This is a genomic window from Advenella incenata (assembly GCF_004217095.1).
Classification (GTDB): Bacteria; Pseudomonadota; Gammaproteobacteria; order Burkholderiales; family Burkholderiaceae_B; genus Advenella; species Advenella incenata.
The window spans coordinates 1,266,216-1,286,470 of the sequence record NZ_SHKO01000001.1; the positions used below are offsets into that span (position 1 = coordinate 1,266,216).

Annotated in this window: 14 protein-coding genes; 6 read left to right on the forward strand and 8 right to left on the reverse strand. The window is 55.7% G+C overall.

Features of this window, described 5'->3' with window-relative positions:
* The first annotated feature begins 1 nt into the window (after position 1).
* Together EV681_RS05725 and cobA are read left to right on the forward strand one after the other, a co-directional pair.
* Positions 2-2,728, forward strand: coding sequence for a nitrate reductase (locus EV681_RS05725; RefSeq protein ID WP_207227011.1), 2,727 nt, complete (start codon positions 2-4; stop codon positions 2,726-2,728).
* The gene (gene cobA / locus EV681_RS05730; protein ID WP_130303492.1) at positions 2,725-3,552 is read left to right on the forward strand and encodes a uroporphyrinogen-III C-methyltransferase; all 828 of its coding nucleotides are present in this window, start codon (positions 2,725-2,727) and stop codon (positions 3,550-3,552) included. Before EV681_RS05725 ends, cobA begins: the two co-directional genes overlap by 4 nt.
* A gap of 1,656 nt (positions 3,553-5,208) precedes the next feature.
* On the opposite strand, the gene thiC is transcribed toward cobA, so the two are convergent.
* Positions 5,209-7,122 carry a phosphomethylpyrimidine synthase ThiC gene (thiC, locus tag EV681_RS05735; protein WP_130303493.1) on the reverse strand — a complete coding sequence of 638 codons (1,914 nt, stop codon included), beginning with the start codon at positions 7,120-7,122 and terminating at the stop codon, positions 5,209-5,211.
* Positions 7,123-7,408: 286 nt separating this feature from the next.
* Positions 7,409-8,824, reverse strand: a complete 1,416-nt coding sequence (gene cysG, locus EV681_RS05740; protein WP_128395795.1) for a siroheme synthase CysG — start codon at positions 8,822-8,824, stop codon at positions 7,409-7,411.
* Between the two features lie 342 nt (positions 8,825-9,166).
* On the opposite strand from cysG, the gene EV681_RS05745 reads away from it, so the two are divergent.
* Together EV681_RS05745 and cysI are read left to right on the forward strand one after the other, a co-directional pair.
* Complete coding sequence (locus tag EV681_RS05745) at positions 9,167-10,996, forward strand: assimilatory sulfite reductase (NADPH) flavoprotein subunit (protein ID WP_128395796.1); 1,830 nt, start codon at positions 9,167-9,169, stop codon at positions 10,994-10,996.
* Between the two features lie 9 nt (positions 10,997-11,005).
* Positions 11,006-12,751 carry an assimilatory sulfite reductase (NADPH) hemoprotein subunit gene (gene cysI, locus EV681_RS05750; RefSeq protein ID WP_128395797.1) on the forward strand — a complete coding sequence of 582 codons (1,746 nt, stop codon included), beginning with the start codon at positions 11,006-11,008 and terminating at the stop codon, positions 12,749-12,751.
* Between the two features lie 185 nt (positions 12,752-12,936).
* On the opposite strand, the gene EV681_RS05755 is transcribed toward cysI, so the two are convergent.
* A complete protein-coding gene (locus EV681_RS05755; RefSeq protein WP_128395798.1) occupies positions 12,937-13,362 on the reverse strand; it encodes a helix-turn-helix domain-containing protein in 426 nt (141 codons plus the stop codon).
* 318 nt (positions 13,363-13,680) lie between these two features.
* Positions 13,681-14,268, reverse strand: a complete 588-nt coding sequence (locus EV681_RS05760; protein WP_130303494.1) for a TetR/AcrR family transcriptional regulator — start codon at positions 14,266-14,268, stop codon at positions 13,681-13,683.
* Positions 14,269-14,406: 138 nt separating this feature from the next.
* Here EV681_RS05760 and EV681_RS05765 point away from each other — a divergent pair, with 138 nt between their 5' ends.
* Both EV681_RS05765 and EV681_RS05770 read left to right on the forward strand, forming a co-directional pair.
* Positions 14,407-15,621 carry an MFS transporter gene (locus EV681_RS05765; RefSeq protein ID WP_128395800.1) on the forward strand — a complete coding sequence of 405 codons (1,215 nt, stop codon included), beginning with the start codon at positions 14,407-14,409 and terminating at the stop codon, positions 15,619-15,621.
* A 40-nt stretch (positions 15,622-15,661) separates the two neighbouring features.
* Positions 15,662-16,885 carry an MFS transporter gene (locus EV681_RS05770; protein ID WP_130303495.1) on the forward strand — a complete coding sequence of 408 codons (1,224 nt, stop codon included), beginning with the start codon at positions 15,662-15,664 and terminating at the stop codon, positions 16,883-16,885.
* A 125-nt stretch (positions 16,886-17,010) separates the two neighbouring features.
* On the opposite strand, the gene proB is transcribed toward EV681_RS05770, so the two are convergent.
* The 4 genes from proB to rplU form a co-directional block, all read right to left on the reverse strand.
* Positions 17,011-18,177, reverse strand: a complete 1,167-nt coding sequence (gene proB, locus EV681_RS05775; protein ID WP_128395802.1) for a glutamate 5-kinase — start codon at positions 18,175-18,177, stop codon at positions 17,011-17,013.
* A 52-nt stretch (positions 18,178-18,229) separates the two neighbouring features.
* Entirely contained in the window at positions 18,230-19,348 is a 1,119-nt protein-coding gene (gene obgE / locus EV681_RS05780) for a GTPase ObgE (protein ID WP_128395803.1), read from the reverse strand.
* Between the two features lie 158 nt (positions 19,349-19,506).
* The gene (gene rpmA / locus EV681_RS05785; protein WP_128395804.1) at positions 19,507-19,767 is read right to left on the reverse strand and encodes a 50S ribosomal protein L27; all 261 of its coding nucleotides are present in this window, start codon (positions 19,765-19,767) and stop codon (positions 19,507-19,509) included.
* Between the two features lie 33 nt (positions 19,768-19,800).
* Positions 19,801-20,112: a 50S ribosomal protein L21 gene (gene rplU, locus EV681_RS05790; protein WP_025373688.1), complete on the reverse strand. Its 312-nt coding sequence runs from the start codon at positions 20,110-20,112 to the stop codon at positions 19,801-19,803.
* Positions 20,113-20,255: the final 143 nt, after the last annotated feature.

The window sequence follows — 20,255 nt, forward strand, 5'->3', positions numbered from 1 at the left end:
CATGGATACCCCGGTGCCCGTCCAGCTGGTTCAGACTATGACAGATGAGATACGCGTTACCCGTTCGATCTGCTGCTATTGTGGCACGGGCTGCGGTGTGCGTATTCACAGCAAGGGTGAGCAGGTGCTGTCTGTGGATGGTGATATGGATCATCCATCCAACGCGGGGCTGCTGTGCAGCAAGGGCATGGCGCTGCCCGGCACGATACGACGGGATACGACAAGGGTATTGCACGCGCGCCTGCGCGACAGGCAGACGGGCAACTATCGCCAGATCGATATGTCCGAGGCCTTTGATGTTGCGGCAAGGGTGATCAGCAGTACCGTGCGTGAAGCCGGGCCGCAGGCCATGGGCTTTTATTTGTCGGGCCAGTTGCTGACCGAGGATTACGCCATTTTCAACAAAATGGCCCGGGTCCTGGTGGGAACCAATAACATCGACACCAACTCTCGGTTGTGCATGTCCAGCGCCGTGACCGGATACAAAATGACGCTTGGCGCCGATGCGCCACCGGCAAGCTATGAGGATATCGCGCTGGCCGATACGGTCCTGATCGCCGGTTCGAATATGGCCTATGCACATCCGGTATTGTTTCGGCGGCTGATGCTGGCACGGCAGGCGCGCCCGCACATGAAGATTATTGTGATCGACCCGCGCAATACGGACACAGCACAGGCAGCTGATCTGCACCTGGCCGTGACGCCGGGGGCAGACGTGGCGCTGTTTCATGCGATGCTCAACGTCATGGTCTGGGAAGACCTGATCGACGGCGACTATATTGCGCGCTACACGGAGGGTTTCCCGGCGCTGAAGGATCGCATTCGGGAATTTACGCCTGCAGCAGCCGAGGATGTATGTGGTGTCGCTGCCGCCGATATTGTGACTGCGGCCCGATGGTTTGCCCAAAGCGCCGCGACGTTATCGCTCTACACCATGGGCCTGAACCAGTCCAGCAGCGGCACGGCCAAGAACATGTCGTTGATTCACTTGCATCTGGCTACCGGTCATATCGGCCGACCGGGCACAGGTCCATTTTCGCTGACCGGCCAGCCCAATGCTATGGGAGGGCGCGAAGCCGGCGCCATGGCGACCCTGTTGCCAGGACATCGCGACCCGGCCAATGCGAGGCATCGCCAGGAGGTTGCCGCCTTGTGGGGGACCGATAGTTTACCGGAGGCGCCGGGATATCCTGCCATTGCCATGTTTGATGCGTTGCTGGAAAAACGTATTCGGGTGCTCTGGATTGCGGCCACGAACCCGGCACAGTCATTGCCCGATCAGGCCAGGGTTCGCAGGGCAATGCAGAATGCAGACTTCGTGATTGTGCAGGAAGCGTATGCCGATTCGGAAACGCTGGCCTATGCTGATCTGATTCTGCCGGCTGCGACCTGGCCTGAAAAGGAAGGCACGGTCACCAATTCTGAGCGCCGAATCAGTCGTGTACGGGCAGCCATTTCGGCGCCGGGCGATGCGCTGGCAGACTGGAAGATTGTGCAACAGGTGGCGCAGCGCGTGGCCCGCCTGATTGCACCGGCCAAGGAGGCCCTGTTCAATTACGCCGACGAAGCGCAAATTTTTGCCGAGCACGCGGCGCTGACGGCCGGGCGCGATTTGGACTATAGCGCGGTCAGCTTTGATCTGCTGGAGCAGCTTGGCCCGGTGCAGTGGCCGTTCGTGCAGACGGGCACCCCCCGCCTGTATACCGATCACGTCTTTGCTACGGCAAACGGGCGAGCCCGCTTTGCCGATGTAGGCTACGTTGCGCCTGTTGAAAATATCTCGGCGCATTACCCGCTGCGCCTGACGACCGGACGCTTGCGTGATCACTGGCATACCATGACCCGGACCGCTCTATCGCAGACGCTGATCGGTCACGTGGAAGAGCCCGTGATTCACCTGCATCCGTCCGATATGGCGCGCTATCGCATTGGCAGCCAGGCGCTGGTCACAGTCAAATCCCGGCGCGCCCAGCTGGTGTTGCCGGCGCAAGCCGACGACACGCTTAAACCCGGTTGCGCCTTTGTGCCGATGCACTGGGGTAGTCGTTTTATGGCCGGAGTCGGTATCAACGGGCTGACCCATGGCGCAACCGATCCGGATTCAGGGCAGCCTGAGCTCAAGCACTGCGTCGTTGGCGTGGCGCTTTACAAGCCACTATGGCAGGCGGTGGCATGGGTACGCGGCGATGCGGTCGCACTGCAGCGCACGCTGTCTGGCTGGCTAAATGAATTTGATTACGCCATTGCCGTGCCCGTGGCTACCGGTGACGGTGGCTTGCGCCTGCGCTTGGCCGCCAGAGCCGTACCTGAACGGGCGCGACTGGAACAACTGTTGATGGATCTGGGTATTGCCGATACGGACGTGGCATTTGATGATCCTGCGCGAGGCATCTATCGGCGAGTGCGCTGCATTGACGGTCGGGTGGCCGTCTATTGCCTGGCCGGTACAGGTCTGAATGCCGAGGATGCCCTGAATGACTGGGCCGATACTGGTGTACGGCCCGAGCCGCTACTGGCGGTGCTATTGGGCAAATCACAAATGAAACCGCGGGCACGCATTGTGTGTGCCTGTAATGGCGTGACCGACGCACAGATTGTTGACGGTATTCGCAACGGCATGGATCTGCCAGCGCTCAAGCAAAATCTCAATTGTGGTACAGGGTGTGGATCCTGTGTCGTGCAAATCAATCAAATGATCAACCGGTATGCCGGTACGGAGGCACTATGACAAATATCATAAAGCGGATGTCGGCAAGCGATGCTGCCGTGGGCAAGGTCTGGCTGGTCGGCGCCGGCCCGGGCGATGCAGAACTGCTCACGCTAAAGGCCTATAGGATATTGCAAGGCGCAGATGTCTGGTTGGTGGACGATCTGATCAGCGAGGATATTCTGGCGCTGGCGCCCACCCATGTCCGCATCGTCCCTGTAGGCAAGCGTGGGGGCTGTCCTTCCACTGCGCAAAGTTTTATTTTGCGCCTGATGGCGCGCTATGCTCGCTCAGGGCTGCAGGTGGCCAGGGTCAAGGGGGGCGACCCATTTATTTTCGGTCGTGGCGGTGAAGAACTGGCATGGCTTGCCGAACAGGGTATTGCCGCTGAAGCGGTGGGTGGCATAACTGCCGGTCTGGCTGCGGCCAGCGCGCTGGGCCTGCCATTGACCCATCGCGCGATTGCGCGCGGCGTGGTTTTTGTGACGGCCCATACTGCCGATGGCGCTGCCCCCGACTGGCGGGCCCTGGCGCAAAGTGAGCTCACGCTGGTTTGTTATATGGGCATGAGCCGAAACGAACAACTGCAGCAGGATATGTTGCAGGCCGGCTTTGCCGGCGATCTGCCCGTCGCTGTCGTTGAGCGCGTGACCTGTCGAAATGAACGCCGTCTGTTTACGACGCTGCAAGCCATGTCGGCAGACATTAGCGCCGCTGAATTAGGTAGTCCTGCGTTGCTGATTATCGGCAGGGCGGTGGCGCATCGGGCACAGGCCCGGGCGCAAGCAGAATGTGCGACGCAAGGCATATTTGATGCGATGACCGTTCAAGCGGCATGTCTGTGAATCAGGCGCTTCGGATGTCTCCTATTTCAAAATAGTGCGTGCTCGCATGCAGCGAGACGGGAACAATAATAAGCACTGCACACGCAGGACGCCCTTACGTGCCAATCTGTGGATATTGCCGCGAATAAACCGTGCTGCTGTGCGCTCAGCTGTCATTGCTGATGCAGACATTTAGTGCGTATTTTAGATATCAGTGTTGATGTTGCTGGCACAGATTAACGGGAATTCCCAAGTGATTATTTGAATCAAACCCGGTCTGAACACCCCCGCGATAAATGCAGAATATCTGCGCTGTGCTGATGGTCAGTGCAGACGGTAAAAGGGCCCGACCGAAGCCGGGCCCTGCCTGATAAGTAGGATACGATGAAGCATATCGTATTACATCTTATCCTGATCGGTATATCGCTGGTGTTGCTAGTGTATAGCGCGCCAGCTTATTGATCAGGAACCGGTGGACTTAGCCCCCACCGGTTTCAGGTTTTAATTTACTTAATCGTGTTTAGTATGTCAACCTCGTATTTTCCGAGGGTAAAGATGTAGTTTGGACTGAACTTCCGTGTTCATTTCTCCCAGTAAACGTATCGGTTTGCATTGCAGATAGAACAACACAGCGATGCAGCAGAGGTCAACAAGTCGAAGAATAAAAAAATGAGGAAATGAAGAAATGAAGAAATGAAGAAATGTAGAAATGTAGAAATGTAGAAATGTAGAAATGTAGAAATGTAGAAATGTAGAAATGTAGAAATGTAGAAAGCCCGTGCCGGCCTAAAAAACAAACGAAACTATCGGTGATTGCGAAGCGATCATTTGAATCAAACCCGGTCTGAACATGCCTGCGATAAATGCAAAATACCACGGCTGTGCTGATGGTTGGTACAGACGGTAAAAAGGCCCGACCGAAGCCGGGCCTTACCTGATAAGGAGGATACGATGAGACGAATCGTATTACAACTTATCCTGATCGGTATATCGCTGGTATTGCTAGCGTATAGCACACCAGCTTATTGATCAGGGACCGGTGGGCTAGGACCCCACCGGTTTCAGGTTTTAATTTACTTAATCATGATTGGTATGTCAACTTCGTATTTTCCGAGGGCACAAATAGACCCCGATTGCGTTGCTCATTTTTTTTCAGGTAAACATACCGTCCTGCATTACAGATACTAAAAATAAAGCGATGTAGTTGAAGTCAATAAGATAATGGGCAAAGCTCCCCGCAGATAGTCCATATGAATGGAACTGTCGGCGATTACGAAGCGATCATTTGAATCAAACCCGGTCTGAACACGCCCGCGATAAATGCAAAATATCTGCGCTGTGCTGATGGTTAGCACAGACGGTAAAAAGCCCGACCGAGGCCGGGCCTTACCTGATAAGGAGGATACGATGCGTCGAATCGTATTACAACTTATCCTGATCGGTATATCGCTGATATTGCCAGCGTATAGCACACCAGCTTATTGATCAGGGACCGGTGGGCTAGGATCCCACCGGTTTCAGGTTTTAATTTACAAAATATATCCATAGCTGTCAATTGTCAGCACAAGCAGTTTTACCGACAGCATCACAACAGGGATACGTGCACCGCACGACACATGCTACCAACCCAACGTCGTACTGCCGGATTAGGTAGCACGTTTTTGCCGGTGCTCGCCATCAGGTTTTGTGATACAACTCGGCGCCTTTCTTCATGAACTCAATCGACTTTTCCTGCATGCCCTGTTGCAAGGCCTTGTCTGCCGTCAGACCCTGCTTCTGCGCGTATTCACGCACATCCTGGGTAATCTTCATGCTGCAAAAATGCGGCCCGCACATGGAACAGAAGTGAGCCACTTTCATTGAGTCCTTTGGCAGTGTTTCGTCGTGGAACTCCTTGGCGGTATCCGGGTCCAGGCCCAGATTGAACTGATCGTCCCAGCGGAATTCAAAGCGGGCTTTGGACAGTGCATTGTCACGGATGGCGGAGCCTGGGTGGCCCTTGGCAAGATCAGCAGCGTGCGCGGCAATTTTATAAGTGATAATGCCGTCTTTCACATCTTTCTTGTTGGGCAGCCCCAGGTGTTCTTTCGGGGTTACGTAGCACAACATGGCTGTTCCGTACCATCCGATCAGCGCCGCGCCAATACCGGAGGTAATATGGTCGTAGCCGGGGGCGATATCGGTCGTCAATGGACCAAGAGTATAGAAGGGGGCCTCATCGCAATGCTTGAGCTGCAGGTCCATATTTTCCTTGATCAAATGCATGGGCACATGGCCCGGGCCTTCAATCATGACCTGCACATCGTGCTTCCATGCCACTTTGGTCAGTTCGCCCAGCGTTTTGAGTTCGGCAAACTGGGCCTCGTCATTGGCATCGTAGCCAGAGCCGGGTCGCAGTCCATCGCCCAGAGAGAAGCTGACATCGTAGGCTTTCATGATGTCGCAAATATCTTCAAAGTGGGTATACAGGAAGCTTTCCTCGTGGTGGGCAAGACACCATTTGGCCATAATGGAACCGCCCCGTGACACGATGCCGGTCATGCGATCGGCAGTCATGGGAATGAACGGCAGGCGCACGCCCGCATGAATGGTGAAATAGTCCACGCCTTGCTCGGCCTGCTCGATCAGCGTGTCGCGGAAAATTTCCCAGGTCAGTTCCTCGGCTTTGCCGTCCACTTTTTCCAGCGCCTGATAAATAGGCACGGTCCCGATGGGAACCGGCGAGTTGCGGATGATCCATTCGCGGGTTTCATGGATATGCTTGCCGGTGGATAAATCCATCACTGTATCGCCACCCCAGCGGATGGCCCAGGTCATTTTCTCCACTTCCTCATTGATGCTTGAGCCAAGCGCCGAATTGCCGATATTGGCATTGATCTTGACCAGGAAATTGCGGCCAATGGCCATGGGCTCAATTTCCGGGTGATTGATGTTGGCCGGGATGATGGCGCGTCCGCGAGCGATCTCGTCCCGCACGAATTCAGGGGTGATTTTTTTTGGAATGGAAGCGCCAAAAGATTGTCCCGGATGCTGGCGCAGAATGCGTGCAGCCAGCTTTGCGCCTTCAGGGCCGCTTTGACGCACACTTTCGATGTACTGCTCAATGCGCATGTTCTCGCGGATAGCTACAAACTCCATCTCTGGTGTGACAATGCCTTTGCGCGCGTAGTGCATTTGGCTCACGTTGCGACCTGCCAATGCACGCCGGGGCGGGCGCTGCAGTTCGAATCGCATGGCAGTGAGGGCCGGATCGGTCAGGCGTTCCTGCCCATAGATACTGCTGGGGCCGGACAGCACTTCGGTGTCCTGCCGTTCATCGATCCAGGCGCGGCGAACTTCGGGCAGGCCCTTGCGGATATCAATATGTACCTTGGGATCCGTATATGGGCCGCTGGCATCATACACAGTCAGCGGTGGATTGGATTCCCCGCCAAAAAGAGTAGGCGTGTCATCCTGACTGATTTCACGAAATGGCACGCGGATGTCCGGGCGAGAACCCTGCTCATAAATTTTGCGTGACTGGGGAAGTGCCTGAATGGCGGCGGAATCAACCTGAGCCGTCGCGGCCAGGAATTTTGGGTTTGCACTCATGTTTGCTCCAAAACAATTGAAATTGGAGCCGAATACGGGACAGCCTTCGTGTAGACGAATGATCTCCCAGCATCGGCATTATCCGTACTGGTACAAAGGGACTCTCTCAACCACGCCGAAGGCGCAGTACCCCTGCTTGAACTGGGAAGTATAGGAGCTTATGCGGATCCAGACAAGTAAATCCGATGGATCCAGCAATTGTGCAGGCAATTAAAATGCGCTGCCCGGCAAACGGTGCCGGCATGCCGCCGCAGCGCGCATCGTGCATTGCTGCTACGCAGCAAGTTCAGGCGGCGTCTGTAATGACCGTGTTGATGGTGCCAGCCACGCTGTTTGCGCCTGAAAGCCGGGATTCATGTTGTACTGCAGCGACTTCGCCAATGATGAACAGGGCCGGCGCTGCAGCTTGTGCTGCCAGCGCGTCCAGATCAGCCAATGTGCCCGCGTATACTTTTTGTGAGCGGCGTGTGGCATGACTGATCACGGCAACCGGTGTGTCGGCGTGACGACCGCGCTGCGTCAGTTCGCGGGTAATCCTTGCCGCATTCACCGTGCCCATGTAGACCACAATGGTCTGGCGCGGCCGAGCCAGGGTATCCCAGTCAATCGCATTATCGTCACGACAGGTGTGGCCGGTAACAAACAGAACCGATTGCGAATGGTCGCGATGGGTCAGCGGGATGCCGGCATAGGCAGAGGCGCCCAGTGCGGCAGTGATGCCCGGGATCACCCGACAGGCAATGCCCTGGTCTGTGACTGCCTGCATTTCCTCGCCGCCACGTCCGAAAATAAAAGGATCCCCGCCCTTGAGCCGCACCACGCGCAGGCCTTTTCTGGCGTGGCTGATCAACAGTTCATTGATCTGGTCCTGTGGCACCGAATGGTGGCCGCCGCGTTTGCCTACCGGCACTCGCTCGGCATCGCGGCGGATCAGCGTCATTATTTCATCTGAAATCAGTGCGTCATGAAAGACAATGTCGGCTTGCTGGATGGCTTGCAGGGCGTTCAGGGTAAGCAGCCCGGGGTCTCCCGGGCCGGCACCCACCAGCGTGACTTCGCCCTGTTGCGGCACGCCGCTAGCCAGTTGCGCCTGCAGCAACGCCTCGGCGCCTGCCGTGTCGCCCGCCTGCGCAGCATCGGCAAAGCGGCTGCTGAACAGCATTTCCCAGAAACGCCGTCGTTCCGTCAGGGAACCAAGCTGTTGCTTGACCTTGCCACGCCAGCGTCCGGCAATCTGGGCCATATTGCCGAACTGCTGGGGAATCAGGGTTTCCAGTTGCTGGCGCAATTGCCGGATAAGCACCGGCGCCGTGCCATTACTGCTAATGGCAATTTGCACGGGCGAACGGTCGATTACCGACGGAACGATATACGAACACAGTTGTGGATTGTCCACCACGTTGATCAGTTTTTTACGTGCTTCGGCGGCATCCGATACGGTCTGGTTGACAGCAGCATCGTCGGTGGCTGCAACGACCAGGAATACATCGTCCAGCCATTGCGCCTCAAATTGCTGCCCGCGCAGCAATACTTTGCCCTGTTCTATCCATAATTTCAGTTGTGGCGTCAGTTCCGGGGCTGCCAGGTGTACCTGGGCGCCGGCATCCAGCAGGGCGTGGGTCTTGCGCTCGGCCACTGTGCCACCGCCAATCACCAGTACGGGACGTCCTGTGAGATTGGCAAATAAGGGAAAGGTCTGCATCGTGTTTCGAGCCAAATGTGAAAGAAGAGCGGTTATATGGTTATTACATCTGTAATCGTAGTGTTTTTACAAATAATCGAAAAATATATATCTGCTTGTAGCTTAGACCTTTTAGTAATAAGAAGGTATCACATACGCGACAGGCTTATATAGATAGAGGTAATGTTGAAATGACATATCTGTCGTTCGTGCAGTGCGCAATCGTTGCTAGGATGAAACCCGTATAAATGGTAAATCGTCCACATAATTAGTAAACAATGAGTGACAAGCCGCCCATGGCACGGGTCTGACGACCACTTTTCTACTGGGTGAGTATTGTCCGTGCGCAGGGAAATCAGACAAATGAGTTATCCACCACTATCGGGGTTGCCGATCAATTCGGATACGCTATCCGAATTGCAGAAAAACCTTTCGGGGTTGAATCCGTTACAGACAGCGTGGCTGTCCGGCTATTTATGGGCGCGCAGCCAGCAGATGGATGCACCTGTCGCGGTTGGCGCCGGTGCTGCAGCTACGCCCGGCACGCCGGAACAGGCCAGTCCAGTGCTGATATTATCGGCATCCCAAACCGGCAATGCACGCCGGGTTGCACAGTCGTTGCAAGATAAATTGCAGGCCGCCGGGGTCGCATCGGTACTGAAAAATTCAGGAGATTACAAGAGCCGGCAGCTCGCTTCAGAGCGGCTTGTCCTGATTGTCGCCTCGACCCAGGGCGACGGTGAGCCACCGGAAGAAGCGCTGACATTGCATAAGGCTTTGTTCGGCAAGAAGCCACCCGAGGTCAAATCCCTGCAGTTTGCAGTGCTGGGGCTGGGCGACAGTTCCTATCCTGATTTCTGTCAGGCGGGCAAGGATTTCGATTCGCGTCTGGAGCAACTGGGCGCCAAGCGGCTGTTTGAACGTGTGGACTGCGACCTGGATTACCAGGCAACGGCAGATCAGTGGGTTGAAAAAACAGTGGCGTGGCTGGTTGAACATGAAAGCCGCAATACGGCAGCGACGTCGACCCCCGCCAGTGTCAGTGCCCTGGTCAATGAACCGCAGGTGCATGCGCAAATTTACACGCGCGAAAAACCGTTTACCGCGACCATTCTGACCAACCAGAAAATCACCAGCCGCGATTCGCTCAAGGATGTACGGCATCTGGAATTTGATCTGGGTGACTCCGGTATCCGGTATCAGCCTGGCGATGCCCTGGGTGTCTGGTTTCGCAATGACCCGGCGCTGGCCGATTCCATTTTGTCCTCGACCGGGGTCGATGGTGCCGCAAATGTGACGCTGGCCAACGGCAAGACGCTGGGAGTTCGCGACGCACTTATTCATCATCTGGAAATTACCCAGAACACACCGGCCTTTGTGAAGGGATATGCACAGATTACCCAGGATCCGGGTCTTCTGGAGCTGGTTGCCAACACCAAGGCGCTGCAGGACTATATCGCCGAGACACCTATAGATGTGGTGCTCAGAAGGGTGCCACAGGAGCTAACCGCCCAGCAGTTGTGCGATTTGCTGCGCCCGCTTACCCCGCGCCTGTATTCCATTGCCTCGGCGCAGGAAGAGGTGGGCGATGAGGTCCACATCACGGTAGCCCTGGTGGAGTACGAACAGGATACGATACAGTATCAGGGAGGGGCTTCTGGTTACCTGAATCGTCGTTTGGAAGCGGGCGATGAAGTGGATATTTTTATCGAACCATCTGCGCACTTTCGCTTGCCCCAGGACGCACAAACGCCCATTATCATGATTGGGGCCGGCACTGGCATTGCACCGTTTCGTGCATTTATGCAGAAGCGCGATGCCGAAGATCAGGAAGGCGCCAACTGGCTCATATTTGGCAACCAGTCTTTCAAGGATGATTTTCTATACCAGCTCGAATGGCAGCAGTTGGCCAAGTCGGAACGTTTGTCACGCTACAGCTTTGCCTGGTCGCGGGATCAGCAGGAAAAAATTTACGTCCAGCACAAGTTGCTGCAGGAAGGCACGCAGCTGTGGCAGTGGCTACAGAAGGGCGCGCATCTTTACGTGTGCGGTGATGCCAGTCGTATGGCCAAAGACGTTGAGGCGGCCTTGCTTGAGGTGATCGCCAGCGAGGGCGGGCTCAGTGTTGATGATGCCGATGCCTATCTGGATGAGCTGCGCGAGTCGCACCGCTATCAGCGCGACGTATATTGAGGAATGATCATGAGTGACATCAAAGCACCGGCAGGCAAGCTGTCGGATAACGAACGTCTGAAAAGCAACAGCAAGTATCTGCGCGGCACCATCGTTGAGGATCTCCAGGATCCGTTGAGCGGCGGCTTTCGAGGCGATAATTTCAACCTGATTCGCTTTCACGGCATGTATGAGCAGGACGATCGTGATATTCGGGCAGAACGCGTAGAGCAGAAACTGGAGCCGCTGAAAAATGTGATGCTGCGCTGCCGGATGCCCGGCGGTGTTATTACACCAGCCCAGTGGCTGGGGATTGACGAGTTTGCCGCCAGCCATACTATGTATGGCAGCATCCGCATTACCAATCGTCAGACCTTTCAGTATCACGGCGTGTTAAAGCAGAACATTCGTTCGGTACACCAATGGCTGCATCAACTGGGCCTGGATTCGATCGCCACGGCGGGCGATGTCAATCGCAATGTGCTGTGCACGTCCAATCCGGTAGAGTCCGAGCTGCACGTGCAAGCCTGGGAATGGGCCAAGAAAATTTCCGAGCATCTGTTGCCCAAGACCCAGGCTTACGCCGAAATCTGGCTGGACGGCGAAAAGGTGCAAAGCACCGATACCGATACGCTGGAGCCGATTCTGGGCAAAAGCTATCTGCCTCGCAAATTCAAAACCACCGTTATCATACCGCCGCAGAACGATGTGGATCTGCATGCCAATGATCTGAATTTTGTTGCGATAGAACAGGCAGGCAAGCTGATTGGGTTCAATGTACTGATCGGTGGTGGTCTGTCCATGGAGCATGGCAATACCGCGACGTTTCCCACTACGGCGTATGAGTTCGGTTTCATTCCCCTGGACAAAACACTGGACACCGCAGCAGCAGTGGTGACGGCGCAACGTGATCTGGGTAATCGCAGCGACAGGAAAGCGGCCAAAACCCGCTACACGATTTTACGCGTGGGCCTGGAGGCGTTCAAGGCGGAAGTGGAACAACGCATGGGCTTTGCCTTTGAGCCAATCCGCCCATACGAATTTACCGATAGGGGCGATCGGATCGGCTGGGTTCACGGCATTGATAAAAAATGGCATCTGACGCTGTTCATTGAAAACGGACGCGTGCTGGACTATCCCGGCCGGTTGCTGAAAACCGGCTTGCGTGAGATCGCAAGAATTCACAAAGGTGATTTTCGTCTGACGGCGAACCAGAATCTGATCGTGGCCAACGTGGGTGCGGCAGACAAGAAAGCAATAGAAAAACTGGCGCGTGACCACGGTTTGATCAACGACAGCGTGACTGCCCAGCGGGAAAATTCAATGGCTTGTGTGGCCTTGCCCACCTGTCCGCTGGCCATGGCTGAAGCGGAACGCTTCCTGCCGTCTTTTATTGACAAGATGGATGCCATCATGGCTCGTCATGGCCTGCAGGATGACTTTATTGTCACGCGCGTGACGGGCTGTCCGAATGGTTGCGGCAGAGCCATGCTTGCCGAGGTTGGGCTGGTGGGCAAAGCAGTAGGGCGCTATAACCTGCACCTGGGCGGCAATCGTGTCGGTACTCGCATTCCAAGGCTGTACAAGGAGAATATTACCGAAGAGCAAATTCTGGAAATCCTGGATGAACAGATCGGTCATTGGGCTGCCGGACGGCAGGATCAGGAAGGTTTTGGCGATTTTCTGATTCGTACCGGTTTTATCAAGCCGGTGGTCAATCCGTCAGTTGACTTTCATGATGCCAGCAAGGTGCCCGACGCTGCCGCAATCGTTTAACGAAGTTGCGGCGTGGCGCTGACCATCATGTACCGATCGATGACGATTGATACGTGCTGATAAGCGTGTTGGCGCAGAGCGGGGCTCAATCAACAGGCCCTGGCAAAAACGGAAAGAGCCATGTGCAATATATAACGCACACGGCTCTTTTTTGTTGGTACTGAGCAGGGCATCAGTTGGGCTGATCAGGCATTTTTCAGGTATGACTTGATCTGAGCCGTCAGCTCTTTGCGCTGTTTGCCGGTAAGGGCAATAAGCGCAGCCGTTTCCTTTTGAGTTAGGGATTTGAACAAGGCGTCGCGTGCGGCCACTTCCGGAGGAACGAAACTTTTTTCCGGGAGAATGGGCAGTGTGCCATTGATCAGCCAATCGGAATTGACGCCAAAGAATACTGCCAGCCGGCTGACAATTTGCGCCGATGGGCTGACTTTACGATTACCCATTTCATAGTTGGCGATCGTGCTTTGGGACACCCCGAGCTCAAGCGCCAGTTCGTTTTGATTCATGCCGTGATGAATTTTGCGAAGAAAGTGCAGCCGCTCGGCGAAGGTGCTCAGTTTTGCCGCTGCGCGCAGGTCAGGCAAGGATTCATAATGTTTTCGAGTAGCCATATCAGAAAGACCAAAAATGTTACAAGTGGTAAATAACAATTTTCAATAATAGCCGGGTTTCCACGCTTTGCTTTAACAATTATCATTTTTTGACGTTTTTTTTCATCGAAACTTTTCTTTTATTTATGTTTTACGGCGGCAATAGCGTCAAATCCACATTTATTTGGCCTATTGCCAAAGGCCTATGACGTTCTTGGTATCAAATATGCGATATCACGTTCATGGTATAACGCCGGTCATATCTGGTCAGTATGGGACAATAATATCGGTATCGGAATATGAATCTTCCGGGTGCGGCGATATCAGTCTTTGCCTTGCCTATGCCCTGATCAACAGGCCTTGAAGCAGCAATTGCAAGGTGGACTTGGCCTGTTCTAATCGCGCCTTGCCGTCCTCGGCTTGCGCGATCCAGACAGCAGCTTCGGCCAGCCCGCCGTAAATGAGTGCAGTCAACACTTGCGGGTCAGTTTTGACTACAACGTCCTGTTGCATAAGATTTTCGATCAATTGCTGCATCGTGTCCAGACAATGGCGGCGCGAGTCAGGCGAAGGGCCACCCAGCACCGCTTTGGCATCGCGTAGCACAATGCGCTGCATTTCAGGCTCCAGCGCCATCTCCAGATAGGCGCGGCAGCGATTGTTAAAACCTTCCCACGGGTCCTGGGCCGAGTCAGAAATCACTCGAAGGCGGGCATCCGTCTCGGCATCGATCTGTTCCACTACAGCTGCGAGTAACCCTTTTTTGTCGCCAAAATGATGATAGAGCGCGCCGCGCGTCAGGTTTGCCTGCGCTGTGAGCTCATCCATCGACGTGTCGGCATAGCCACGCTCAGTAAATACCTTTCTTGCCGTCGCCAGTAGCGTAGCGCGCGTTTCTTCTGTTTCGGCGCGGGTTCGACGAACCATTGTGCATTTCCTTTTCATACGTTGCGTATGATTGTTTACATTCAATGCGTATGAATATATAATTCTATTCATACGTGTTGTATGTATTATCGCCGCGTCGTGATGCATTGGCAAGCGGGTCGCGCTCTGGAGAATGAATTGGTTAATCCGTATCGAGAACTTTTTACTGCGCCTGGCACCAGGAGCTTTGCCCTGGCAGGCCTGTTGGCGCGGATGGCGCTGCCCATGACCGGTATTGGCATCATCACCATGCTGTCGCAACTGCGCGCAAGTTATGCTTTGGCCGGCGCCGTGTCTGCGGCGTTCGTATTGACCTATGCATTGTTGTCACCGCAGACCTCTCGTTTGGTAGACCGCTACGGACAAAGCCGGGTAATGCCCGCAGCGACAATGATCAGCGTTATCGGCATGCTGATATTGCTTGCCGCCTCCCGTTGGCAGGCACCAGACTGGGTTTTGTACGCTGGCGCCTTGCTGGCCGGCTTCATGCCCAGTATCTCGGCAATGCTGCGGGCACGATGGACGGCGATTTATCGAGGTCAGGCACAGTTAAGCACTGCCTATTCCCTGGAGACGGTGCTTGATGAAGCTACCTATATTGTCGGGCCTGCATTGTCCGTTGGATTGTCGGTAGCAGCATTTCCCCAGGCCGGGCCACTGGTAGCGCTCGGGTTGCTGGTGCTCGGCGTATGGGCGCTGACCACCCAGCGTGGTACTGAACCCCAGGTGCAACTGCGGCCGAAAGGTAGGGGCAGGGCAGGGTCGGTTATCCGGCTGGCCAATGTGCGCTTATTGACGCTGCTGATGGTGGCTATGGGCGTTATTGTCGGCACCGTGGACATCGTTAGTGTGGCGCTCTCTGAGCAATTGGGACAGCCGGCGGCGGCCAGCCTGGTGCTGGCAGCCTATGCTGTCGGATCGTTTCTGGCGGGCCTGCTCTTTGGTGCAATGAAATGGCGAGCCCCCTTGCATCGCTTATTGCTGCTGGGCGGACTGGCAACGGCCATAACCACGCTTCCTCTGATGCTGGCTGGCAGTATTGCCGCCCTGGCCACGGCGGTATTGGTGGCTGGCCTGTTCTTCGCACCAACGATGATCGTGGCGATGACGCTGGTGGAGCGTCTGGTACCGGAGCATCAACTGACCGAAGGCATGACCTGGCTACTGGCCGGTCTGAATGTGGGCGTGGCGCTGGGCGCGGTTGCCTCGGGGCAGATCGTGGACGACGCAGCTGCGCAGACTGGCTTTGCTATTGCGCTGGGTGCGGGAGTCTTGGTATTGCTGCTGGCGCTTTTGGGGTATCTGCGTCTGCGCGCATCTGATCAATCTCTGTCCGTATCCGAAGCCGCGTAATGGCTGCAGGATTTTTTATACACATTCAAGGATCAATAACATGAATTCGTCGCCAACCGTTTCTGAACAGGCGAACGCCCCGCATCCCTGGCTGGCCGTAGTCGCTGTAGGCCTTGCGACCTTTTGCGTGGTGACCACCGAGATGCTGCCAGTCGGCTTGCTTACGCCCATTGCCCAGACACTGGATACGTCTACCGGCACCGCCGGCTTAATGATCTCGCTGCCCGCACTGCTGGCAGCCATATTTGCGCCGCTGGTGGTCATGGCGGCAGGCGGCGCCGACCGGCGCAGGATATTGTGTGGATTGTTGGGGCTACTGGTGATCGCCAATATTGCCGGGGCACTTGCCCCCAGCATGGCCTGGATGCTGGCAACCCGCATTCTGGTCGGTTTTTGTATTGGTGGCATCTGGGCCATTGCCGCTGGCCTGGCTCGCCGTCTGGTCGCCGAGCATGCTGTCGGATTGGCGACATCAATCATCTTCGGTGGGGTAGCGGCGGCATCTGTGCTGGGTGTGCCGCTAGGCGCGCTGATCGGCCAGATGTGGGGATGGCGCTGGGCCTTTGGTGGGATGGCGGTGCTTAGCGGGCTCGTGTTGGTGCTGCATGTGATGGTCATTCCGGCATTACCGGTGGCCAGTTCGGCATCGCTACGTCAGTTCGGCGTGCAGCTTGGTAATCGTCAATTGCTAGTTGGGCTGGTTTTGACGCTGCTACTGGTGGCCAGTCACTTCATGGCCTTTACGTTCGTGCGCCCATTGTTGCTGTCTGTTGCGGGTTTTGATGGGCAATGGATTGGGGGCTTGCTATTTGCTTACGGTATCGCGGGCATTGCCGGCAACTTCCTGATGGGCATCCTTGCTGCGCGCTATACGGAGCAAACGCTGCTGGCGATCGCGCTGGGGCTATTGCTTACGCCGGCCCTGTTCCTGCTTGTCGGAAGTTCTCCTTTGGGTGGCGGCATGACGTTACTGATTTGGGGGCTGGCTTATGGCGGCGTGTCGGTTGGTCTGATGACCTGGATGATGAAAGTTGCAGCAGGCGCTGTGGAAGTGGCCACCGCACTGTACGTGGGCGCTTTCAATGTCGGCATAGCGCTAGGGTCCTGGCTGGGAGGTCAGATGGTCGATTCGGTTGGATTGACGGCCAATCTCTGGTTGGCGGGGGCATTTGCTGCGGCGGCCGTGCTGTTGTGTTTCGCAATCGGCCTGCAACAGTACAAGGCTGTCACTGGCGGGAGGCAGGCTCATGTGACATCGGACTGACTTCTGCTGCAACGGCGCCCATTGTCAATTGCTAGCGCCACCGTGGGCAAGCCGCAGAGTGACAAACAACAACTGGGCGCGCTGCCTTCTATTTGCTGCTGCCCGGGCGGTGCGGCAGCAATGAGTTAAATTTGGGATGCATCGGAAGTGGCGCTTTGCGGCGGGTGAACAAGCACCATGTTATTGCGGTGGATCAGTTCTTCGTCACGGCAATTGCCAAGGATGCTTTCGATTTCGCGGGTGGGGTGCCGCATGATTCGGCGGGTCTCGGCCGAGGAGTAATTGGTCAGTCCGCGCGCGATTTCTCTATGCTGCTGGTCGGTGCAGGCCACGACATCGCCACGTTCAAATTCACCAATGACATCGATCACGCCAACAGCCAGCAGGCTTTTACCCTGGTCGACCAGCGCTTTGCATGCGCCTTCGTCCAGCACCAGCTTGCCAGGCAGGCGCAAATGGTCGGCCATCCATTGCTTGCGTGCGGAGCGCAAAGATGGGGAGGCGCGCAATTCGGTGCCGATGGCTTCGCCCTGGCCCAGGCGCTCCAGGACGCGCTCTTCGCGGCCGGACGCGATAATGGTGGTGGCGCCGCTACTGGCTGCGCGTTGTGCCGCCAGTACCTTGGTCAGCATGCCGCCGGTGCCAATGTGGCTGCCGGCGCCGCCGGCCATCTTCTGCAGCGCCGGATCACCGGCAGTAGCCAGGTGAATGAAGCGGGCATTGGGGTTGCTGCGCGGATCGCTGTCGTATAGCCCGCGCTGGTCTGTCAGAATGATCAGCGCGTCCGCTTCTATCAGATTGCTGACCACGGCACCCAGTGTGTCGTTATCACCCAGGCGGATTTCGTCCGTGACCACTGTATCGTTCTCATTGACGATCGGGATGACGCCGAGCTCGAGCAGTTTAAAGATGGTCGACCGTGCATTCAGATAGCGCAGGCGATCGGTCAAATCTTCGTGGGTCAATAGAATTTGCGCTGCACGCAGGTTGTGCGCAGCGAAGGCTGATTCATAGGCCTGGATCAGGCCCATCTGGCCTACCGCTGCAGCGGCCTGCAGTTCGCTCATGGCTTTGGGTCGGGTTTTCCACTTCAGGCGTGCCATGCCTTCGGCGATGGCGCCACTGGACACCAGAATCAGTTGCTTGTTCTGGCGACACAGTGTGGCAATTTGCGATGACCATTCTCCAATGGCCTGCGGGTCCAGGCCCTGGCCATTGTTGGTGAGCAGGGATGAGCCCACTTTGACGACGATACGCCTTGCTGTGGCCACTGAAGAAACGAAATCGCTCATGTTGCAAAAAATCCAGAAGAAGGAAACGAAGGAGTGATAGGGCGCAGCGCCGTTATTTGTCGACGTCGTTCAGATTGCGACGTGATTCGTCAAAGCGCGGATCTTCCGGCACATAGGCTTCTGCCGCTTTGTCCTGTTCAGCCATTTCACGACCTTTTTCTGCGTCCAGATAATCCTGCAGCGCCCAGATCAATGCCTGCGTGCCATCGCCCGACAAGGCCGAAATGGCGAAGACCGGTCCGTCCCATTGCAGTTGCTTGCACAGCCGTTGCTGTATGTCTTGCGGATCGTTGACCATATCCAGCTTGTTGAGCACCAGCCAGCGGGGCTTGGCGTGCAGCTCGGCGTCGTACTTGCGCAGTTCTTCGGCAATGGCGCGCACATTATGGGCGGCGACCTCCACTGGATCCTGGTCTGGATCAAGGCCCGCAACGTCCACCAGATGCAGTAAAACCCGAGTGCGCGACAAGTGGCGCAAGAAAAGATGGCCCAGCCCGGCGCCTTCAGAGGCGCCTTCGATCAGGCCGGGAATGTCGGCAACGACAAAACTGCGTGAGGGCGATGTCCGCACTACGCCCAGGTTCGGATGCAGGGTGGTGAAAGGGTAGTCTGCAATCTTGGGTTTGGCATTGGATATGCGCGTGATGAGCGTGGATTTGCCGGCGTTGGGCATGCCCAGCAGCCCGACATCGGCCAGCACCTTGAGTTCCAGACGCAGCTTGCGCTGTTCGCCTTCCTTGCCATAGGTAAACTGGCGCGGCGCACGATTGACGCTGGACTTGAAGTGCAGGTTGCCCATGCCTCCCTGGCCACCGGCAGCCAGCGTGACTTGCATCTGATGATGGTTCAGGTCAAACAACTGCTCGTTGGTTTCGGCATCATAGATGACCGTGCCGACAGGGACGCGCAGCGTGATATCGGCGGCAGCGGCGCCGTATTGGTCTGATCCTCGGCCGTTTTCGCCGTTCTTGCCGCGATGCAGCCGGGCATAGCGAAAGTCAATCAGGGTGTTGATATTTCTGTCGGCAATAGCATAAATACTGCCACCACGTCCGCCATCGCCGCCATCGGGGCCGCCCTTGGGGATGAATTTTTCGCGACGAAAACTCGCCGCCCCGTTGCCGCCCTTGCCGGCAATGACTTCGATCGTCGCTTCGTCAACGAATTTCATGATGGATTCCTGTGGTCTGTAATAAGTGAGGTCGCCGTGTAAGTGCTTTATTATCATTCACGCAGGCAGGTCTGAGCATATCAGAGCGCGTTGCGGAATAAAAAATGCCGTTCACCTGGCGACAAGTGAACGGCACTGCATGATGTCCGGGGAAAGGTTTAGTCTACCTTTGTGACGGAAACGGTATGCTTGTTGAGTGCGCCTTTATGCGAAAAGGAAACACTGCCGTCTACCAGTGCGAACAGAGTGTGGTCTTTACCGATACCAACATTGGTTCCCGGATGAAAACGTGTGCCACGCTGACGAACAATGATTGAACCGGCTGGAATAACTTCACCGCCAAAGGCTTTTACGCCCAGTCGTTTGGATTCCGAGTCGCGGCCGTTGCGGGTCGAGCCGCCGCCTTTTTTCTGTGCCATGTTTAAGCTCCTGTTGTGCTGTTAACGAACGGATCAAGCAGTGATTGCTTCGATGACGATCTGGGTGTAATTCTGGCGATGGCCTTGGTGCCGCTGATAATGCTTGCGACGGCGCATTTTGAAAATTTTCACCTTGTCGTGACGTCCATGTGCAAGAACTTTGGCTTTAACCACAGCGCCTTCGACAAGGGGTGCACCCACTTTGAGTGTTTCACCTTCGCCTACTGACAAAACTTGGTCTAGCGAGATTTCTTGCCCGATGTCTGCCGGTATCTGTTCTACCTTGAGTTTTTGACCTTCGGCAACACGATACTGCTTGCCTCCGGTTTTTATGACCGCGTACATATGGGTTAACCTCTAAAAATAAATTTGGAATTAGCATATTTCAACGCTAAGCCCGTTATTCTACTGTGAAAACAGATAAAAAGTCAAAAGAATCAATCGCTTGTTCCAATAAAGCCAGCAGGCGAGGGGGAAAGCCGGAATAA